14 protein-coding genes are annotated in these 17,731 nt (G+C 64.6%); 8 read left to right on the forward strand and 6 right to left on the reverse strand.

The window, feature by feature from the left end; translation table 11 throughout:
* The first annotated feature begins 96 nt into the window (after positions 1–96).
* The 8 genes from NATOC_RS12520 (at position 97) to NATOC_RS12555 (ending at position 9,793) form a co-directional block, all read left to right on the forward strand.
* Positions 97–1,173 carry a TrmB family transcriptional regulator gene (locus tag NATOC_RS12520; RefSeq protein ID WP_015321812.1) on the forward strand — a complete coding sequence of 359 codons (1,077 nt, stop codon included), beginning with the start codon at positions 97–99 and terminating at the stop codon, positions 1,171–1,173.
* A gap of 147 nt (positions 1,174–1,320) precedes the next feature.
* Entirely contained in the window at positions 1,321–2,799 is a 1,479-nt protein-coding gene (locus NATOC_RS12525) for an extracellular solute-binding protein (RefSeq protein WP_015321813.1), read from the forward strand.
* Positions 2,800–2,801: 2 nt separating this feature from the next.
* Positions 2,802–3,821: a carbohydrate ABC transporter permease gene (locus tag NATOC_RS12530; RefSeq protein ID WP_015321814.1), complete on the forward strand. Its 1,020-nt coding sequence runs from the start codon at positions 2,802–2,804 to the stop codon at positions 3,819–3,821.
* A gap of 1 nt (position 3,822) precedes the next feature.
* The gene (locus tag NATOC_RS12535; protein ID WP_015321815.1) at positions 3,823–4,821 is read left to right on the forward strand and encodes a carbohydrate ABC transporter permease; all 999 of its coding nucleotides are present in this window, start codon (positions 3,823–3,825) and stop codon (positions 4,819–4,821) included.
* A gap of 1 nt (position 4,822) precedes the next feature.
* Positions 4,823–6,019 carry an ABC transporter ATP-binding protein gene (locus NATOC_RS12540; protein ID WP_015321816.1) on the forward strand — a complete coding sequence of 399 codons (1,197 nt, stop codon included), beginning with the start codon at positions 4,823–4,825 and terminating at the stop codon, positions 6,017–6,019.
* Positions 6,012–6,215 carry a hypothetical protein gene (locus tag NATOC_RS12545; protein ID WP_015321817.1) on the forward strand — a complete coding sequence of 68 codons (204 nt, stop codon included), beginning with the start codon at positions 6,012–6,014 and terminating at the stop codon, positions 6,213–6,215. The genes NATOC_RS12540 and NATOC_RS12545 overlap by 8 nt, the downstream gene beginning before the upstream one ends.
* Before the next feature lie 155 nt (positions 6,216–6,370).
* The gene (locus tag NATOC_RS12550) at positions 6,371–7,339 is read left to right on the forward strand and encodes a sugar phosphate isomerase/epimerase family protein (RefSeq protein WP_015321818.1); all 969 of its coding nucleotides are present in this window, start codon (positions 6,371–6,373) and stop codon (positions 7,337–7,339) included.
* A gap of 114 nt (positions 7,340–7,453) precedes the next feature.
* A complete protein-coding gene (locus NATOC_RS12555; RefSeq protein WP_015321819.1) occupies positions 7,454–9,793 on the forward strand; it encodes a PAS domain S-box protein in 2,340 nt (779 codons plus the stop codon).
* Positions 9,794–10,189: 396 nt separating this feature from the next.
* On the opposite strand, the gene NATOC_RS12560 is transcribed toward NATOC_RS12555, so the two are convergent.
* The 6 genes from NATOC_RS12560 to NATOC_RS12585 form a co-directional block, all read right to left on the reverse strand.
* A complete protein-coding gene (locus NATOC_RS12560; RefSeq protein ID WP_015321820.1) occupies positions 10,190–11,551 on the reverse strand; it encodes a class-III pyridoxal-phosphate-dependent aminotransferase in 1,362 nt (453 codons plus the stop codon).
* 101 nt (positions 11,552–11,652) lie between these two features.
* Positions 11,653–13,266: a BCCT family transporter gene (locus tag NATOC_RS12565; RefSeq protein WP_015321821.1), complete on the reverse strand. Its 1,614-nt coding sequence runs from the start codon at positions 13,264–13,266 to the stop codon at positions 11,653–11,655.
* 376 nt (positions 13,267–13,642) lie between these two features.
* Entirely contained in the window at positions 13,643–14,290 is a 648-nt protein-coding gene (locus tag NATOC_RS12570; RefSeq protein WP_015321822.1) for a hypothetical protein, read from the reverse strand.
* An 87-nt stretch (positions 14,291–14,377) separates the two neighbouring features.
* Positions 14,378–15,658 carry an amidohydrolase gene (locus NATOC_RS12575; RefSeq protein ID WP_015321823.1) on the reverse strand — a complete coding sequence of 427 codons (1,281 nt, stop codon included), beginning with the start codon at positions 15,656–15,658 and terminating at the stop codon, positions 14,378–14,380.
* A gap of 273 nt (positions 15,659–15,931) precedes the next feature.
* Positions 15,932–16,321, reverse strand: a complete 390-nt coding sequence (locus NATOC_RS12580; RefSeq protein ID WP_015321824.1) for a Rid family detoxifying hydrolase — start codon at positions 16,319–16,321, stop codon at positions 15,932–15,934.
* Positions 16,322–16,332: 11 nt separating this feature from the next.
* Positions 16,333–17,715, reverse strand: coding sequence for an aspartate aminotransferase family protein (locus tag NATOC_RS12585; protein ID WP_015321825.1), 1,383 nt, complete (start codon positions 17,713–17,715; stop codon positions 16,333–16,335).
* Positions 17,716–17,731: the final 16 nt, after the last annotated feature.

Genomic DNA, 17,731 nt, shown 5'->3' on the forward strand with positions numbered 1-17,731 from the left:
CCAAAAGGAGTCTTTTTTACAATTCCTGTAGTACCTCGGTGCTATGCGACGACGCGTCACAGGTTCCGGAGCGTTCGGTCGATCGGTGATCGGTGGATGAACCCGGACGAGCTCGCGGCGACGCTCGAGGAGGCGGGGCTCTCGCCGTACCAGGCCGACGCCTTCGTCACGTTGCTCGAGCGCGGCTCGGCCTCCGCGACCGACGTCGCACAGGCGAGCTCGGTCCCCGACCCGCGGATCTACGACGTCCTGCGGGGGCTCGAGGAGCGAGGGTACGTCGAGACCTACGAGCAGGGGAGTCTCCAGGCCAGAGCCCGAGACCCGGCGGAGGTCCTCGAGGATCTCCGCTCGCGGGCGGACCGGCTCGAGGACGCGGCCGACGAGATCGAGGCGCGCTGGACCCGCCCCGACATCGAGGACCACGCCGTCAGCATCGTCAAGCGGTTCGACACCGTCCTCGCCAGGGCCGACGAGCTCGTCAGGTCGGCCGACCACCAGGTCCAGATCGGGCTCACGCCCGCGCAGTTCGACGCGCTCGAGGACGCCCTCGGGGTCGCTCGCGAGGGCGGCGCCGACGTGAAGCTGTGTCTGTTTCCCGAGACGGCCACCGAGCCGTCGCTGCCGTCGACCGATCGTCTCGCCGCGGCCTGTACCGAAGCCCGGTACCGTCACATCCCCGCCCCGTTCGTGGCGCTGGTCGATCGCGCCTGGAGCTGTTTCGCGCCGAACGAACACTCCGCGAACGAGTACGGCGTCCTTGTCAACGATCGGACCCACGCGTACGTCTTCTACTGGTACTTCAGCACCTGTCTGTGGGACGTCTACGAACCGGTCTACTCGGCCCGCGACGAACGGCTCCCGAGGACGTACGTCGACATCCGGGAGGCGCTTCGCCGGATCGAGCCGCTTCTGGCGGAAGGAAAACAGGTCGAAGTCACCGTCGAGGGGTTCGAGACCGACTCCGGCCGTGAGACGACAGTCTCCGGAACGGTGACCGACGTCGGCTACACCGGTCAGTCGAACACAGAGGGGGAGTCGGTCCCGATCGCACAGTTCGCGGGTAAGGCCGCGGTCACGCTCGAGAGCGACGGCCGTACACGGACGGTCGGAGGATGGGGTGCGATCGTTGAGGACGTCGAGGCAGTTCGGATCACGCTCGAGGCGGCCGTCTGAAGGCTCGTCTCTCCTCGGGTACACGCCCAGAACCGTCCGTTCGAAGAGCGACGGCGGCTTGTTGTCCGGCCGGGGTGAAAGAAGTTAACTACATCCGTTGTACCCAACCCAGCAATTATAAATAGATACAATTCAATATCCCAGTTCATGAGTGACAGATATTCACGGGGGCGTACCAACGACGAATCCAGCGTCTCGCGGCGTACCTTCGTCGCCGCAGCCGGAGCGACCGGCGCGACGGCCAGCCTGGCCGGCTGTATCTACGGCGACGGCGACGACGGCGACGGCGACGTCGTCATCGCGATGGGGTCGACTACCATCGACGACGTCGAGGACGGGATGCCGGACCTGCTCTACGAGAACGGGCTCGACGAGGACATCGAGATCAGCTTCAGTTCCCAGTCCGACGACACCGGCGACCAGCGCGACACCTACTCGCAGCTGATCGAGGCCGGCGAGTCCGAGCCGGACCTCATGATGTGTGACACCGGCTGGACGAACGTCCTCATCGAGAACGGCTACCTCGCGAACCTCTCGGAGGAGCTCGACGACGAGACCCTGGAGCTCATCGACGAGGAGTACTTCGAGGCGTTCGTCGACACCGCCCGCGATCCCGAGAGCGGCGATCTGATGGCGCTGCCGCTGTTCCCGGACTACGGCTGCCTGTACTACAACAAGAACTACGCCCGCGAGGCCGGCTACGACGATGACGACTTCGAGGAGTGGGCGACCGAGCCGATGAGCTGGGAGGAGTGGGCCGAGCTGACCGAGGAGATGCTCGAGGCCTCCGACGCCGAGGCCGGACTCGCGACCCAGTTCGACATCTACGAGGGGACCTCCTGCTGTAGCTTCAACGAGGTCATGACCTCCTGGGGCGGCGCGTACTTCGGCGGCGAGGAGAACCTCGGCGGCCCCGTCGGCGACCGACCCGTCACCGTCGACGAGGAGGAGTTCATCGACTCCCTTGCGATGATGCGGACGTTCGTCGCCGACGAACACGACGACGACACTCTCGACGAGTTCCCGACGGGGATCGCCCCGACGGACATCACCTCCTGGGACGAGGAGGGGGCCCGCGAGCCGTTCTCCTCGGGCCAGACCGCAATGTTACGCAACTGGCCATACATCGTTCCCGGAACGCTCGACGACGACGACTACCCGTTCGACGACGAGAACGACCTCGGTGCGATGCCGATCCCGTACGCGGTCGAGGAAGACGAGGCCGCCCAGCCCGGCGCGGGCGGTACCACGTCCGCACAGGGCGGCTGGCACATCGGCCTCAACCCCAACTCCGAGCGCACGGAGGAAGCGGTGCAGGTCATGCAGGCAATGACCGAGGACGACTTCAACCTCGGCATGCTCGAGGTCGTCGCCTGGCTGCCGCCAAAGCCCGACCTGTTCGACGACGAAGAGGCGACCGATCCCGACGACGTCGGGCCGATCGGTCACTACATGGAGACGCTGCGGGTCGCCGGCGAGAACGCGATGCCACGTCCCGTTACCGAGCAGTGGCCGTCGCAGGCCGAGATCATCGCCGAGCAGGTCAACCAGGCAGTCGCCGGCGACCAGAGTCCAGAAGACACCGCGGCTGATCTCCAGGACGCGCTCGAAGACAGCGAATCGTAAGGATGAGCACTGAACAAGATTCGGACACCGCAGCCCGAGAGTCGAGGCGCTCGGGGCCGCTGGTGACGGTCACGCGGTGGCTGGAAAACCTCGGCGAAACCGCCTTCGCCTACCTGCTGTTGACTCCCGTCTTCGTCATCCTGGGAGCGATCGCGCTCTACCCGCTGTTGCGAACGTTCGAGCTATCGATGTACATCAACGTCCTCGGCACCGGCGATCCGGAGTTCGTCGGTCTCCAGAACTACGTCGACATGTTCACCGGCGAGCGCGATCCGGACTTCCCCGGCTCGACGACGTTCCTGCCGGACGTGAGCACGAGTTCGAGCTTCCCGTTCGTCCACGTCAGCGGCTGGTTCCGTAGCGCGCTGATCGTAACGCTCGTCTTTACCGTCGTGAGCGTCTTCTTCGAGACGATCATCGGGTTCGGTCAGGCGCTGATCCTCGACCAGGAGTTCCGCGGCCGGCGGCTCGTCCGCGTCGCGATCATCATCCCGTGGGCCGTGCCGCTTGTCATCCAGGGGATGATCTTCTACCTGATGTTCCATCCGAGCACCGGGTTCCTCACGGAGTACCTGGCGAACATCGGAATCCTCGAACCGACGAATACGCTCAACGATCCGTTGAGCGCCCTGATCATCGTTACCGTCGCCGACATCTGGAAGACGACCGCGTTTATGGCCCTGCTGATACTTGCGGGGCTCCAGAGCGTCGACCGCAGTCTCTACGACGTCGCGAAGGTCGCCGGCGCGAGCCGCTGGCAGCAGTTCAAGCTGATCACGCTGCCGCTTGTCCTGCCGGCCGTCGCTATCGCCGTGCTGTTCCGGACGATCGACGCAATGCGGGTCTACGGCCTGATCGACATCGCCTCGAGCTGTACGGTCGTCCCGTCGCTGTCGTGTATGGTCGTCGAAACGTTCAACACGAACCGCGGACTCGCCTCCGCGATCGCGTTCGTGACGGCGGGGATCATCGGGATCCTCGCGATGATCGTCATCTACAGGCAGTACAAGGAGGGATTCTAACATGGCTACGACAACCGACCAATCGTCCGACTCCTCGGACTCCGACAAGGGCGTCCTCGCACAGTGGACCCAGGGCGTCATCGGAGACGACGAGAAACGCAGCCGCCTCTACCGGGCGCTGTTTTACGTCGCGTGTGGCTTTTTCCTCGTGACGACACTGTTCCCGTTCTACTGGCTCCTGGTGCTTGCGCTGACGCCGAACAGCCAGATCCTGACCGGTGACTGGTCGCTTCCGGTTATCGGACTCGAGTTCCCACACCCACAGGGGTTCAACCCCCAGGCGTTCGTCGAGGTGTTCCAGCAGATCCCGTTCCACCTCTACGTGTTCAACAGCTTCGTCCTCGCGACGATCACGACCATCATCGTGTTGCTAGTCGCGAGTCTCGCGGGCTACGTCTTCGGGCGACTCGAGTTCCCCGGGAAAGGACCGCTCATGCTCGCCGTGTTGATGGTGTCGTACTTCCCGCCGGCAGCGTTTCTGATCCCGCTGTTCGACGCGTTCCTCGGGAACGCCGTCGTGATCCCGTTCCTCGGGATCGAGCTGTTCCAGCCGCCGCGGTTGGTGAACACACCGGGATCGATGATCCTTCCCTTTAGCGCGCTGTTCATGCCGCTGGCGATCTTCATCCTCACCACCTTCTACGCACAGATCCCCGACGGGCTAGAGGACGCGGCCCGGGTCGAGGGGACGACTCGGCTGGGCGCGCTGTTCCGGGTCATCATGCCCCTGTCGGCACCCGGCGTCGCGACGGCGGCCGTCCTGACGTTCATCGCGGTCTACAACGAGTACTTCTTCAGCTCGATCATGGCCCTGGAGAACGTCCCAGAGAACTGGTCGCCGCTGGTGGGCGGGATCCTGAGCTACCAGGACCAGTATACGACCGACTTCAACCTCATGGCGGCAGCGAGCATCGTCGGGGTTATCCCGATCCTGATCCTCGTGGTCGTCGCACAGGAACGTATCGTGAGCGGACTAACTGCGGGAGGACTCAAGGAATAACATGGCACGCGTATCACTCAGCAACGTCACGAAACGCTACGAGGACGTCGTCGCGGTCGACGACATGAACCTCGAAATCGAGGACGGAGAGTTCGTCTGTTTCGTCGGGCCCTCGGGCTGTGGCAAGTCGACGACGATGGAGACGATCGCCGGCCTGACGAAACCGACGGAGGGGACGATCCGGATCGGCGACGCCGACGTCACGACGCTGCCGCCGAAAGACCGGGGCGTGTCGATGGTCTTCCAGAACATCGCCCTCTTTCCCCACATGGACGTCTACGAGAATATCTCGTTCGGGCTGCGGCTGCGGAAGTACGACCAGGACGAGATCGATCGTCGGGTCGACAACGCCGCCGAGATCGTCCAGCTCGAGGGGATGCTCGACCGCGAACCCAACGAGCTCTCGGGCGGCCAGCAACAGCGGGTGGCGATCGCCCGCGCGATCGTCCGCGATCCGGACGTCTTCCTGATGGACGAGCCGCTGGCGAACCTGGACGCGAAGCTGCGGGTTCACATGCGGACCGAGCTCCAGCGTCTGCACAAGCAGCTGGATACGACGATTATCTACGTCACTCACGACCAGGCCGAGGCGATGACGATGTCCGACCGGATCGCTGTCCTCAACGCGGGCCAGCTCCAACAGATCGATCCGCCGCTTGTCTGTTACAACGAGCCCGCGAACCTCTTTGTCGCCGGCTTCATCGGCTCGCCCTCGATGAACTTCACCGAGGGCGAGCTCGTCGACGGCGGGCTCACCACCGAACACTACGATCTCGAGTTCGACACGACCGAGCTCGGCGTCAGTCCCGGCGAGGAGATCACGGCCGGGATCCGTCCGGAGGACATCCATCTCACCAGAAACTCCGAGGCCGTCGACCACCCCTCCGAGGTGATCGAGGCGACGACGGACGTCCTCGAGCCAATGGGCGACGAGATTTTCGTCTACCTCTCGCTCGACGGCTCGAGCGGGTCCTCGATGACCAGCGACGAGGCCGCCGGCGCCGCCAACCAGCTGCTGATGAGCGTCGATCCCGACACCGATATCGAGGCCGACGAATCCGTCTCGATCGTCCTCGATCGCTCGAAGATCCACCTCTTCGACACCGGGTCGGGCGACGCGCTCGCACACGGCGTCGTCGACCTCTCCGAGTCCGAACGAACGAGAGCGGCGGCCGAATCGAGGGGACAGCATGAGTAGCCTCGTTCCCGTGGTCTACTACGGGGGGTTTCTCGTGTTGTTCTTCTTCTGGATCTACGGGATCGTCTCGTTCGGTCTGGACGTAAAGAACAAGATCGTTCCCGGAATCAAACAGTACCGCCGCGGACGCAAGCGCCAGAAGGCAAAGCAAGAACGCGACGAGGAGCAAGACGAGCGAGAACAGCAGCTGTACTGAGCGGGTGGCGACCCGTCGTGGACGGCCGACCGCTTTCGATCGCCCGTCCCGAGCGTCGCTGTTTTCGGCGAACTTCGTCTATAGGCCGTCTACCTGCAGTAGACGGGAGATGCTCCACCTGGATTTATGGAGTCTCGTGACGACCGTTCGGTCGTATGGATATCGGCGTTCACACCCCACCGCTCGCTGACGAATCGCTCGAGGGCGCCCTGGCGTACCTCTCTGATATCGGCGTCGACGCGATCGAACCCGGGGTCGGCGGCTTCCCCGGTGACGACCACCTCGTTCGGGAGGAGTATCTCGACGACGAGGACGCCCAGCTCGAACTCGAGGAACTGCTCTCGGAGTTCGAGATGCACGTGAGCGCGCTCGCGATCCACAACAATCCGCTCCATCCCGACGAAAAGCGGGCCGAGGAGGCCGACACCGAACTCCGCGAGGCGATCGAGCTCGCCGACCAGCTCGACGTCAACACGGTGACCTGTTTCTCCGGACTGCCGGCGGGCGGCCCCGACGACGAGGTGCCGAACTGGATCACGGCCCCCTGGCCGACCGAGCACGCCGACGCCCACGACTACCAGTGGGAGGTGGCCGTCGACTACTGGTCGGACCTCGCGGCGTACGCCGACGACCACGGCGTCGACCTCGCGATCGAGATGCACCCGAACATGCTCGTCTACGAGCCACACGGGATGGCGAAGCTCCGTGAGGAGACCGGCGAGCGCGTCGGCGCGAACTTCGACCCCTCCCACCTGTACTGGCAGGACATCTCAATCACTGACGCGATTCGGTATCTCGGCGAGCGCGACGCGATCCATCACTTCCACGCCAAGGACACGAAGGTCTACGAGGAGCAGGCCCGCGAGAAGGGCGTCCTCGACACGACGGCGTACGACGACGAACCCAACCGCTCGTGGCTGTTCCGCTCGGTGGGGTACGGTCACGGCGAGGAACACTGGAAGGACGTCGTCTCGACGCTACGGATGGTCGGCTACGACGGCACCCTGAGCATCGAACACGAGGACTCGCTGACCAGCTCCCGCGAAGGGTTAGAGAAAGCCGTCGAAATTCTCGAACGGGCGATCTTCCGCGAACAGCCCGGCGAGGCGTACTGGGCCGAGTAGCCCCCGTTGCTGCGGAACGACGGGAGAGCCGTCCGGGCGACGACGCCGTCTCCGCGGATCCACCCATTGTCGTTCGCGCACAGGCCTTATCCGCCGTGCAGATGTTGTGTGGATATGAGTGAGCGGAGCGCGTCCGAGATGGCGTTCTGGGACGATGCGGCCGAAGACGAGGCCCATCAGCGGTATCGAACGCTTCTCCACACGATCGGCGACGGGATCTTTCAGCTCGACGTCGAGGGTCGCTTCGTCGCGGTGAACGACGTTCTCAGCGAGTTGACGGGGTACGAGTACGACGAACTTCTGGGCGAACGGATCGCCGACGTCCTCGAGACCGACGGCTCGGCGGTCGAGCGCGAAATAGCGCGACTCCGGACGAACCCAGCCCAACAGAGCGAGCTTCTCGAGGTCCCCGTCCGGACCGCCGGCGAGAACCTGGTACTCTGTGAGATCCGAGTAAACCCGTTCGCCGAAGACGAGTCCCTTCGGGGCGCCGTCGGAACAGTCCGTGAGATTGCCGGCCGGAACCGAACGGAGCTGGATTGGCGCCGGCAACACCGCGAGTTCGAGTACGAAGGAGAGGGTTACGAGATAACGCGCGACCTGCAGGAGAGCGAGGAACGATTGCGTCTCGCGCTTCAGGCCGGGGATCTGGGCATGTGGGAGCTCGATCTCCAGACTCGGGATTCGCCCGTCCGTTCCCCCCAGCACGATCGGATCTTCGGCTACGAAGAGCCCCGCGAGGAGTGGAGCTTCGAAACCTTTCTCGAGCACGTCCACCCGGACGATCGCGAGTTCGTCGAGCGCAGTTTCGAGGACGCCTTCGAGACGGGGACGTGGGAGTTCGACTGTCGGATCGTCCGAACCGACGGCGAGCAGCGGTGGATTGCGGCCCAGGGCGAGTTCTACTACAACACCGACGGCGAGCCGGTTCGTGCGATCGGAGTCGTAGAGGACGTCACCGAGCAAAAGGAGAACGCGAAGTACCTCGAAGACGCGAAGTCACAGCTCGAGGCCGCGACCGAAGCCGGCGCCGTCGGCACGTGGGAGTGGGACGTTCCCGAGGATCGGATGGTCGTCGGCGCGTCGTTCGCCGATCAGTTCGGAGTCGACCCCGACGCCGCCCGCGAGGGCGTTTCGCTCGAGAATTTCATCTCCTCGATCCACGAGGACGATCGCGACCGCGTCAGGGAGAAAATCGATGCCGCGGTCGAGACGTGCGGGGAGTACGAGGCGGAGTACCGCGTTCGAAACGCGGACGGCGAACTCCGATGGGTGGTCGCTCGGGGACACGTCGAGTGCGACGAGGACGGGAACCCGCTGACGTTTCCCGGAGCGCTCACCGACATCACCGAACGAAAGCGAGCCGAGCTCGAGGCCGAAAACCAGTCACGGCAGCTCGAGACGCTGTTTCAGGTGCTGCCCGTCGGCGCCGTCGTCGCCGACGGAGACGGTTCGTTGCTCAAGGCCAACGACGTCGCCAAGGAGATCTGGGGCGGCGACGTGTTCGACGCGCAGTCAGTCGACGACTACGAAAAGTACTCCGCGACGTGGGCCGAGTCGGGCGAGCCCGTCGACCCCGAGGAGTGGACGATGGCCCAGGTGCTTCGCGGCGAATCCGTCGCGGAACCGAACGTGTACGAGATCGATCCCTTCGACGGCGACCGTCGGATAATCATGGAGCACGGCGAACCGGTGAGAGACGGCGACGGCGACGTGATTCGGGCGATCGTGACGCTCACCGACATCACCGAGCGGAAAGCGTACGAGCAGAAGCTCGAGGAGTCGAACGAGCGGCTCGAACAGTTCGCCTACGCGGCCTCTCACGACCTCCAGGAACCCCTGCGGATGATCACGAGCTACCTCGAGTTACTCGAGCGTCGGTACGGCGACCGCCTAGACGAGAACGGCGAGGAGTTCCTCGCGTACGCGGTCGACGGCGCCGAGCGGATGCGGGAGATGATCGACGGGCTGCTCGAGTTCGCGCGCGTCGACACGAGAGGTGAGCCGTTCGAACCGGTCGAACTGGACGTTGTACTCGAGGAGACGCTCGATACGCTCCGGATAAAAATCGACGAGAGCGGAGCCGAAATCGAGTTGGAGTCGCTTCCCCGGGTGCGGGGCGACGAAGCCCAGCTTCGACAGCTCTTCCAGAACCTCCTGAGCAACGCGATCGAGTACTCCGGCGACGAACCGCCGCGAGTCCGCGTCGAGGCCGATCGCGCCGGCGAAACCTGGACGGTGGCGGTCCGCGACGAGGGGGTCGGAATCGACGCCGACGAGCAGGATCGCATCTTCGACGTGTTCGAACGGCTCCACAGTCAGGAGGAACACCCCGGAACCGGGATCGGACTCGCTCTCTGTGAGCGGATCGTCGAGCGCCACGGCGGCGAGATCCGGGTCGACTCCGAACCCGGCGAGGGAACGACGGTTACGTTCACGCTTCCCGCAGCGTGACGTGCTCCCACAACTTTCGTCGTGGGCTTCCCGAGGTTCCTATGTTACTCCCGTCAATTCGGATAGTTGGAAATCTAGGCTTTGCGGGCCGACAAACACTGGCAGCGCCACGCTACCACTACTCGTTCCCTCATGGGGGAGCGAGTCATCTGAGTTATTTACTGTCGGCTGGCGTGGACGGCTTACTTGTTTGATTTCGGCTCTCGCCGTGGCAAACGCCGAGTCAACTGCCAGTTTCCACGCACAACCGGTAGTACTGTAGCAAGCGCATTCAACCTTACAGCGCGTATCCCACGACTGAAGTCGTGGATTTTGCGCCTGTACTTCGATAAAGAACCGCGAGCATCACCTCCGGAACGGCGCCGCCGATCGGACGATAGGAACCGATCGACTCCGTTACGCGACCGTCGCGCTCCGCCCCGCGGCCTCGATTGCCTCGAGGAAGAGCCCGATCCCGAGCTCGATCTCGCGTGTGCTAGAGTCGAGCGGCGGGAGCAGCCGGATCGTCTTTTTCCCGCAGCCAAGCGTCAACAGCCCGCGGCGCAGCGACTCCTCGACGACGGCGCTGCGGCGTTCGGCGGTGTCGAACTCGACGGCGAGCATCAGCCCCTTCCCCCGGACGTCGACGACGTGGTCGGGCGCGTCGTCCCGGAGTAACTCCTGGGCCTGCCGTCCTCGCTCGGTGGCGTTCTCGAGCAGCTCGTACTCGTCGATCGCTTCGAGGGTGAACGCGCCCATCATCGAGCCCAACAGGTCGCCGCCGCCGAACGTCGACCCCAGTCGGTTCTTCTCGCTCGGGAAGATCTCCTCGCGCGAAATGGTCGCGCCGACTCGCAGCGCCTTCGCCGCCGAGATGACGTCGGGTTCGATCGGGTAGTGATCGGCGGCCCAGAGCTCACCGGTCCGGCCGATACCGGACTGGATCTCGTCGACGACCAGCGGGATGTCGTACTCGTCGGTGACGTCCGCGACCTCCTGCATGAACGCCTCGCTGGGGAAGCGGTAGCCGCCGACGCCCTGGATCGGCTCGAGGGTCAGAAACGCGATCTCGTCGGGGTTGATGTGACCGCCCTCGGGCGCGAGCATCCCGCGGAGCTGCGAGTCGCTGCCGGCGAAGAAGCCACAGTCGCAGCTGTCGGCGTCACAGCCCCGATCCGCGCAAAACGGCACCGTCTCGATCCCGTCGATCTGGGGGTAGTGGCGCGTGTAGACCTCCTTCGATTTGGTGATCGAGAGCGTCCCGAAGGTGCGTCCGTGGAAGCTGCCGGCGAAGGCGACGCCGTACTTCGCGGGCGCCCGGTAGTCGTGGGTGATCTTCATCGCGTTCTCCATCGCCTCCGCGCCGGAGTTCGAGAGGAAGACGGTGTCCATGCCGTACTGGCTCGAGACGTCAACCAGCGTCTCCATCAGGTGGCTCGATCCCGGAACGTCGGATTCCTCCGGGGTTGGACCCGCACCGAAGTACATGTCCTGACCGGCGATCTTCATCGGCTCGACGAGATCGAACTCCCGTAGTTTGTCGGTGATCTTCTCGTTGTTGTAGCCAAGCGGCGCGGCGCCGATGTGACACGTGAAATCGAGTAAGACGTTGCCGTCGACGTCGGTGACGAACGGACCGTTGGCCTCGCGGGTGACGTCCCAGACGAATTCGTGAGAGTACTCGCTGGGGGCCGCGTTCTCCCCGTGGAACTCGACCCACTCGCGGGCGTTGGGGCCGGGGAACGCATCCACGTTCGGTTCGGCAGTGTCCCTATCCATACACAGATAATGTGTACGTCGTACATTAAATGTTGTTATAGATGGGCACGGAGTCGGGCGGGTCGAGCGACAACGAACGAAAAAACGGCGAAAGACGATCGTCAGTCGTCGTCGCCCGGCTCCGCGGTCGTGGTCGGATCGTCGGAGCGCCGTTCCGTCGAGCCGATGATCACCGTCTCCTCCTGGAGCAACACGCGGCCGTTAGTGCCGCTGAGGTTCTTGATCAGCGACACCATCGCGAGGAAACAGACGATCGCGAACGGCGCGCCGGTGATGACGACGGCCTGCTCGAGCGCGCCGGCACCGCCCTCGCCGCCGAGGATCATCAGGATCGCGGCGGTCAGCCCGAGGACGATCCCCCAGAAGACCCGGTTGATCGTCGACGGCGACTCCTTGCCGCCGGTGGTCATCATCGAGACGGCGAGCGTCGAGGAGTCGGCGGAAGTGACGAAAAACGTCGTCACGAGCACGAGGAACGCGACCATGAAGATCGCACCGAACGGCAGGGCGTCGAACAGGATGAACCCGGAGATCTCCGCACCGACCTCCCCCGCGATGACCTCGCCGAAGTCGGCACCGCCCGTATCCTGCAGGAAGACGGCGGTCCCACCGACGAACGTGAACCAGGGGATGGTCGCAGCGGAGGTCGCGACGATCCCGGTGAAGGCGATTTCGCGGATGGTTCGGCCCTTCGAGATCCGGGCGATAAAGAGCCCGGCGAACGGCGACCACGAGAGCGCCCACGCCCAGTAGAAGACCGTCCAGCTCTCGACCCAGCCGGTGCCGCCGTCGCCGGCACCCGTGTAGAGACTCATCGCCACGAAGTCGCTGATCATCCCGCCGATCGCCTGCGAGCCAAGCAACAGCAGGAACATCGTGGGGCCGAGGATAAACGTCGCGAGCATGATCAGGACGAACAGTCCCATGTTGAAGTTCGAGAGCCGGCGAATCCCCTTATCGATCCCGAGCACCATCGAGATCGTAAACAGGATCGTCATGGTCGTCACGATCAGCAGGATACCGGTGTCACCGAAGTTCATCCCCCACTGGTACTCGAGGCCGCTGACGAACTGGCTCCCGATGAACCCAAGCGAGGTCGCGACGCCGCCGATCGTCGCAAAGACCGCGAGGATGTCGACGATCTTGGCGACGGGACCGTCCAGATTGTCCTTCCCGATGATCGGCGTCAGCGCCGAGGAAGCCCGCAGGGGGACCTTCTCGTAGTTGTACGCGAAGTAGCCGATCGCGATCCCCATGATCGTAAACACCGCAAGCTGGGGTAAGGCCCAGTGGAACAGCGTCTGCTGGATCGCGAGCGGGATGGCCTCGCTGGACCCCCCTTCGGCGCCGAACAGCGGGTTCGGATCGGCGTAGTAGAACAGTCCCTCGGTCGGTCCCCAGAACACGACGCCCGCGGCGAAACCGGCCGAGTACAGCATCGCGAAAAAGGAGAGGAAGCTGTACTCCGGGTCCTCGTCGCCGAGCTTGAGCTTCCCCCAGGGACCGATGATCAGGTACAGCAGGAAGACCACGACCAGGAACACGATCACCAGCAATGCCCAGCTCATGTAGCTGAGCATCTCCCCATGGACGGTCTCGATTCCCCCGGCGACGAAGCTCCGATCGATAAAGAAGGCGACGATGACGCCGACAGTGAGGAGGGCGCCGAACACGAACACGACCGGGTCGAGTTCGTCGAGGAACCGACCGACCATCCCCGGTTCGTCGTTGCTCACGCGAACTCACCCCCCGCTTTCGAGCCGAGCGGTCGCTTCGATCCGCGTCGGTGCTCCCGTCCGCTTGCCGTGCGCTGCGATGGCATACCGAACCCATTGCCAGTATCTCGCATAAATATTTCCTTTTCGTATCTCACATACACAGATTACGTTTATTGTACGGATCAGTACGGACGTCTCTCAACAGAACCTATAATCGAACACACGGCCATAGTATATAGATATATCTTCAGAATGTATTGCTGTGACGTCCGATACTCGAACCAGAGGGTCGAAGTCCGATATCGATGCACTAACTGGCGGACGTGTCAAAAGACGTCGTAATCAGGTACTGTATTCGTCTCGACCGAGCCGATCAGTTCGTCAGCTCCTCGGCGTTTCGCTCGCGAGCCGCCGCGCTCTCGGCGACGCGCTCGGCGAACTCGTCGACGCGATCCTTGATCTCCTCGCGAGTCGCCTCGGGGGAGAAGGAGTCGGACATCGTCAACAGTCGGACGAACGCACGCAGCTCCTCGTCGGTGAGCTGAGCGAACTCCTCGTTTTCGAGCTTCTCGACGACCTCGTCGACGTCGATCTGACCGACCGGTTCGACGTTGAACTCGACGTTGACCATCCGGTAGTTCGACCCCGCGAGGCGCTGTTCGGCCTTGCCGACGCCCTGCGAGAGCATGTCCTTGAACGGGGTGTGGTACCCCATCGTTCCGAGATGGAGAAAGGCGAGCATGTCGGTGATCCCCTGGGTGTAGGCGTCCCGATCCTCGTCGTCGGGGTCGAACACCGTCTCCCGGTCGCGTTCCTCCATGTACTCGAAGAGGATACTGAAATCGAGGACGGCGTTACGGACCCGACGCCGGATCCGGTTGCGCTTCTGTTTCTTCGAGTGGTCGGTGTAGTCGGTCTTGCGACCGAGAAGGAAATCACGGTCGGAGGGTGTGAGGATCCCGCGGGGGCGATCCGAGTCGGCCGCGGTCCGAAGCGACTGCGGAACGTCATCCTGGCTCATAGGGAACACTGGCGGAGCGCGCGAATTAACGTTTCTGATCCGAGCAACGTGATACGGATCGAACAGGTCCCGCGCGTCGCGAGAGGGTCACACCGGTCGCCGGGAAAGCTCGAGGATCGTCGCCGAGAGCACCCCCGTACCGATCTCGAGACTCCGCTCGTCGATATCGAACGTCGGCGTGTGGTGGTTGGTCGGATGATCGGTCCCCACGAGCAGGTAGGAGGTGAGTCCGCCGTTGTCCTGAACGCGGTTCATCAGGTAGGTGACGTCCTCGCTGACGCCGAACTCCGTCGAGGGAATCACCCGGTCGACGCCGTCGACGTCCCGGGCGACACTCCCGACGAGCTCCCGCAGGGCCGGGTGGCTGTCGGCCCGAGGGGACTCGCTGACGACCCGCGGCGTGACGTCACAGTCGTGCATCTCCGCGGCGGCATAACAGACACGCTCGAGTTCGGTCCGCATGTACTCCATCAGCCCCGTCGTCTCGCCGCGGACCTCAGCGTCGATCGTGATCTCCTCGGCGATGACGTTGCTGGCAGTGCCGCCTTCGATCCGTCCGACGTTGACGCGAGTCTGGCCGTCGCTGTGGCGGGGGATCGCGTAGGCGTTCTGGATCGCCGTCGCCGCGGCCTGCATCGCGTTCCCGCCCTCGTTGGGCGCCTTCCCCGCGTGGGCGCTTGCCCCCTCGAACGTCGCCGTCAGGTGAGCCATCGCCAGCGGCTTCTCGACGCCGGCGACGATCTCGCCCGTCGGGTGGTCGAGCCCGATATGGAGCGCCAGCAGGTGGTCGACGTCCTCGAGGTAGCCGCCCTCGGCCATCGCCTTCCCCCCGCCAGAGATCTCCTCGGCGGGTTGGAAGAAGACCTTCAGCGTCCCCTCGAAATCACTCTCTTCGATCGCCTCGATCGTCCCCAGCGCGATCGCGATGTGGGCGTCGTGGCCGCAGGCGTGCATGTATCCCTCGTGTTCCGAGCGAAACCCCTCTGCAGCGGGCCGGTGCTCGGCCAGATCGGACTCGGTCATCGAGATCGCGTCCATGTCGACCCGGAGCCCGATCGTCGGCCCGTCGCCGCGCTCGAGGACGCCGACCACGCCGGTGTGGCCGTTCACGGTCCGCTCGAGGACGTTCTCGCGAACCCCCGCCTCGCGGGCGCGCTCCAGCCAGGGCTCGAGTTCGTCGGAGTCGGGGACGGCCATCCGCTGGGCGGTCGAGAGCGCCTCCCGGCCGACGGCGATCTCGTCGACGCCGATGCGCTCGAGCTCCTCGACGATCCGGGCCGTCGTCTGGAACTCCCGCCAGCCAGGTTCGGGGTGGCGATGAAACGCTCGTCGAAGGTCGCGCAACCGGGTCCGCACGTCGTAGGCCATTCTTGGCGCTCCTAGGTGTGGGGGATACTTAATCATGATCAACGTCGCCATTCGGGCGTCGGACGAACGGGGCGTGGTTCGCCCCACGCTTCATGGCGGGCGACGACTCTTCAGCGGCAGCCTGAACCGACAGTGAGGGCCCGAATTCGTGTTGGAGCCCGCCAAACTCGCCCGGGGTTATCTCGTGCGCGTCGACGATCCTCACATCGATGCCATCCCCCGTATGCTCGAGTCCGAGCGGAGAGTAACGGAGAACGACGAACTCTCGACGACTCAGCCGAGGTAGGCGGTCGCGTCCATCTCGACGCGGACGTCCTCGGGCAGCCGCGAGACCTCGACGCAGACTCTGGCGGGCGGCTCGTCGCCGAACCGCTCGCCGTAGGCCTCGTTGACCCGCTCGTAGTCCTCGAGATCGGTGAGATAGACGGTGACCTTCACGACGTCTGCGAGGCCGTCCCCGCCGGCCGCGTCGACGACCGCGGCGATGTTCTCGAGGACGCGGTCGGTCTGGGTCCCGATGTCGCCGTCGACGGCCTCGCCTGTCTCGGGATCGACGGGGCCGTAGCCGGAGACGTGGAGCGTGTCCCCGGCGCGGACGCCCTGGGAGTAGGGGTTGTCGTTGCTCGGTGCGCCGTCGGTACTGATGGGTTCGGTGTCGGACATCGGTCGCGTCCTCAGGCTGTCCGTTTGGCCGCGGCGGTCGCGTGTTCGATCGCGTCGGCGATAACGTCCATCGCCGTCTCCGCGAGCTCGTGGGTGAGCACAAGCGGCGGTAGCAGCCGGAGGACGTTGCTGTGTCGTCCGGCCGTCCAGACGAGGACGCCGTGTTCGAAGCAGTACTGCTGGATCTCGTCGACGAGGTCGTCGGCGGGCTCGCCGTCACTATCGACGAACTCGGCGCCGATGAACAGCCCCTGGCCGCGGACGTCGCCGAGGTGGTCGTTCCCGTCGGCGACCTCCCGGAGTCGGTCGCGGAGGGACGTTCCGAGTTCGCGACCGTGGGCTAACAGGTCGTGGTCCTGGATGTACTCGATGGCGCGGCTGCCGGCCCGCATCGCGACAACGTGGCCGCGGTAGGTGCCGGCGTGGTCGCCCGAGCCCCAGGTATCGAGGTCCTCGTGGTACATCGTCGCCGACAGCGGGAAGCCCACGCCGCCGAGCGCCTTCGCCGAGGTCATGACGTCGGGCGTGACGTCGGCCCAGTCGCTGGCCCACCACTCGCCGGTGCGGCCGAAGCCGCTCTGGATCTCGTCGAAGACGAGCGTGACGTCGTTGTCGTCGGCGAGGTCGCGCAGCCCCTGCAGGAACCCTTCCGGCGGGGTGACGACGCCGCCCTCGCCCTGGATCGGCTCGACGAAGATGCCCGCGGGGTTCGCGAGCCCGCCGTAGGGGTCCTCGAGGATCGCCTGGACCTCCTCGAGGGCGTGGTCGACGGCCTCCTGAGGCGTCTTGTCCTGGTCGAACGGGTTGGGGTAGGGCGCGTGGACGACGTCCGAAAGCAGCGGCGAGTAGTGCTCCTTGAGCTTCGTGTTCGAGGTCAGACTCATCGCGCCGGTGGTCGCGCCGTGGTAGGATCCGCGAAACGCGATCAGCCCGTCACCGTCGCTGTTGTACTTCGAGAGCTTGATCGAGGCCTCGATGGCGTCGCTGCCGGTCGGGCCGCCGAAGACGACCTTCTGGTTCCCCGCCAGTCCCGCGGGTGCGATCTCGTCGAGTTTCTCGATCAGTTCGAGGCGGGCTTCGGTCGGGAAGTCGACCGTGTGGACCAGCTTGTCGGCCTGCTCGTGGACGGCCTCGAGGACGTAGGGATTCGCATGGCCGACGTTGAGCACGCCGATCCCGGCGAACATGTCGATGTAGGTGTTGCCGTCGACGTCCCGAACCGTCGCGCCCGATCCCTCTTCGAACGCGACCGGGATGTCCTCGGGGTAGGCGACCGCGCTGCTGTCGATCTCGCGTTGCTTCTCGAGTAGCTCCCGCGATCGTGGGCCGGGGACGCTGTCGACGGTCGGTGCCTCGTCGTAGTGGAGTTCGTCGATCGGTGGACTGCTCGTCATACGTAGGGCCAGGTGG

The sequence above is a fragment of the Natronococcus occultus SP4 genome (genome assembly GCF_000328685.1).
Classification (GTDB): Archaea; Halobacteriota; Halobacteria; order Halobacteriales; family Natrialbaceae; genus Natronococcus; species Natronococcus occultus.

Excerpts from the sequence above, each read along its gene's own strand:
- NATOC_RS12565 (WP_015321821.1), bottom strand. The coding sequence starts at position 13,266 with ATGGTCGGTCGGTTCCTCGACGAACTCGACCCGGTCGTGTTCGTGTTC.
- NATOC_RS12575 (WP_015321823.1), bottom strand. The coding sequence starts at position 15,658 with ATGGCCTACGACGTGCGGACCCGGTTGCGCGACCTTCGACGAGCGTTT.
- NATOC_RS12555 (WP_015321819.1), top strand. The coding sequence starts at position 7,454 with ATGAGTGAGCGGAGCGCGTCCGAGATGGCGTTCTGGGACGATGCGGCC.
- NATOC_RS12585 (WP_015321825.1), bottom strand. The coding sequence starts at position 17,715 with ATGACGAGCAGTCCACCGATCGACGAACTCCACTACGACGAGGCACCG.
- NATOC_RS12525 (WP_015321813.1), top strand. The coding sequence starts at position 1,321 with ATGAGTGACAGATATTCACGGGGGCGTACCAACGACGAATCCAGCGTC.
- NATOC_RS12545 (WP_015321817.1), top strand. The coding sequence starts at position 6,012 with ATGAGTAGCCTCGTTCCCGTGGTCTACTACGGGGGGTTTCTCGTGTTG.
- NATOC_RS12570 (WP_015321822.1), bottom strand. The coding sequence starts at position 14,290 with ATGAGCCAGGATGACGTTCCGCAGTCGCTTCGGACCGCGGCCGACTCG.
- NATOC_RS12535 (WP_015321815.1), top strand. The coding sequence starts at position 3,823 with ATGGCTACGACAACCGACCAATCGTCCGACTCCTCGGACTCCGACAAG.
- NATOC_RS12560 (WP_015321820.1), bottom strand. The coding sequence starts at position 11,551 with ATGGATAGGGACACTGCCGAACCGAACGTGGATGCGTTCCCCGGCCCC.
- NATOC_RS12520 (WP_015321812.1), top strand. The coding sequence starts at position 97 with ATGAACCCGGACGAGCTCGCGGCGACGCTCGAGGAGGCGGGGCTCTCG.
- NATOC_RS12580 (WP_015321824.1), bottom strand. The coding sequence starts at position 16,321 with ATGTCCGACACCGAACCCATCAGTACCGACGGCGCACCGAGCAACGAC.
- NATOC_RS12530 (WP_015321814.1), top strand. The coding sequence starts at position 2,802 with ATGAGCACTGAACAAGATTCGGACACCGCAGCCCGAGAGTCGAGGCGC.
- NATOC_RS12540 (WP_015321816.1), top strand. The coding sequence starts at position 4,823 with ATGGCACGCGTATCACTCAGCAACGTCACGAAACGCTACGAGGACGTC.
- NATOC_RS12550 (WP_015321818.1), top strand. The coding sequence starts at position 6,371 with ATGGATATCGGCGTTCACACCCCACCGCTCGCTGACGAATCGCTCGAG.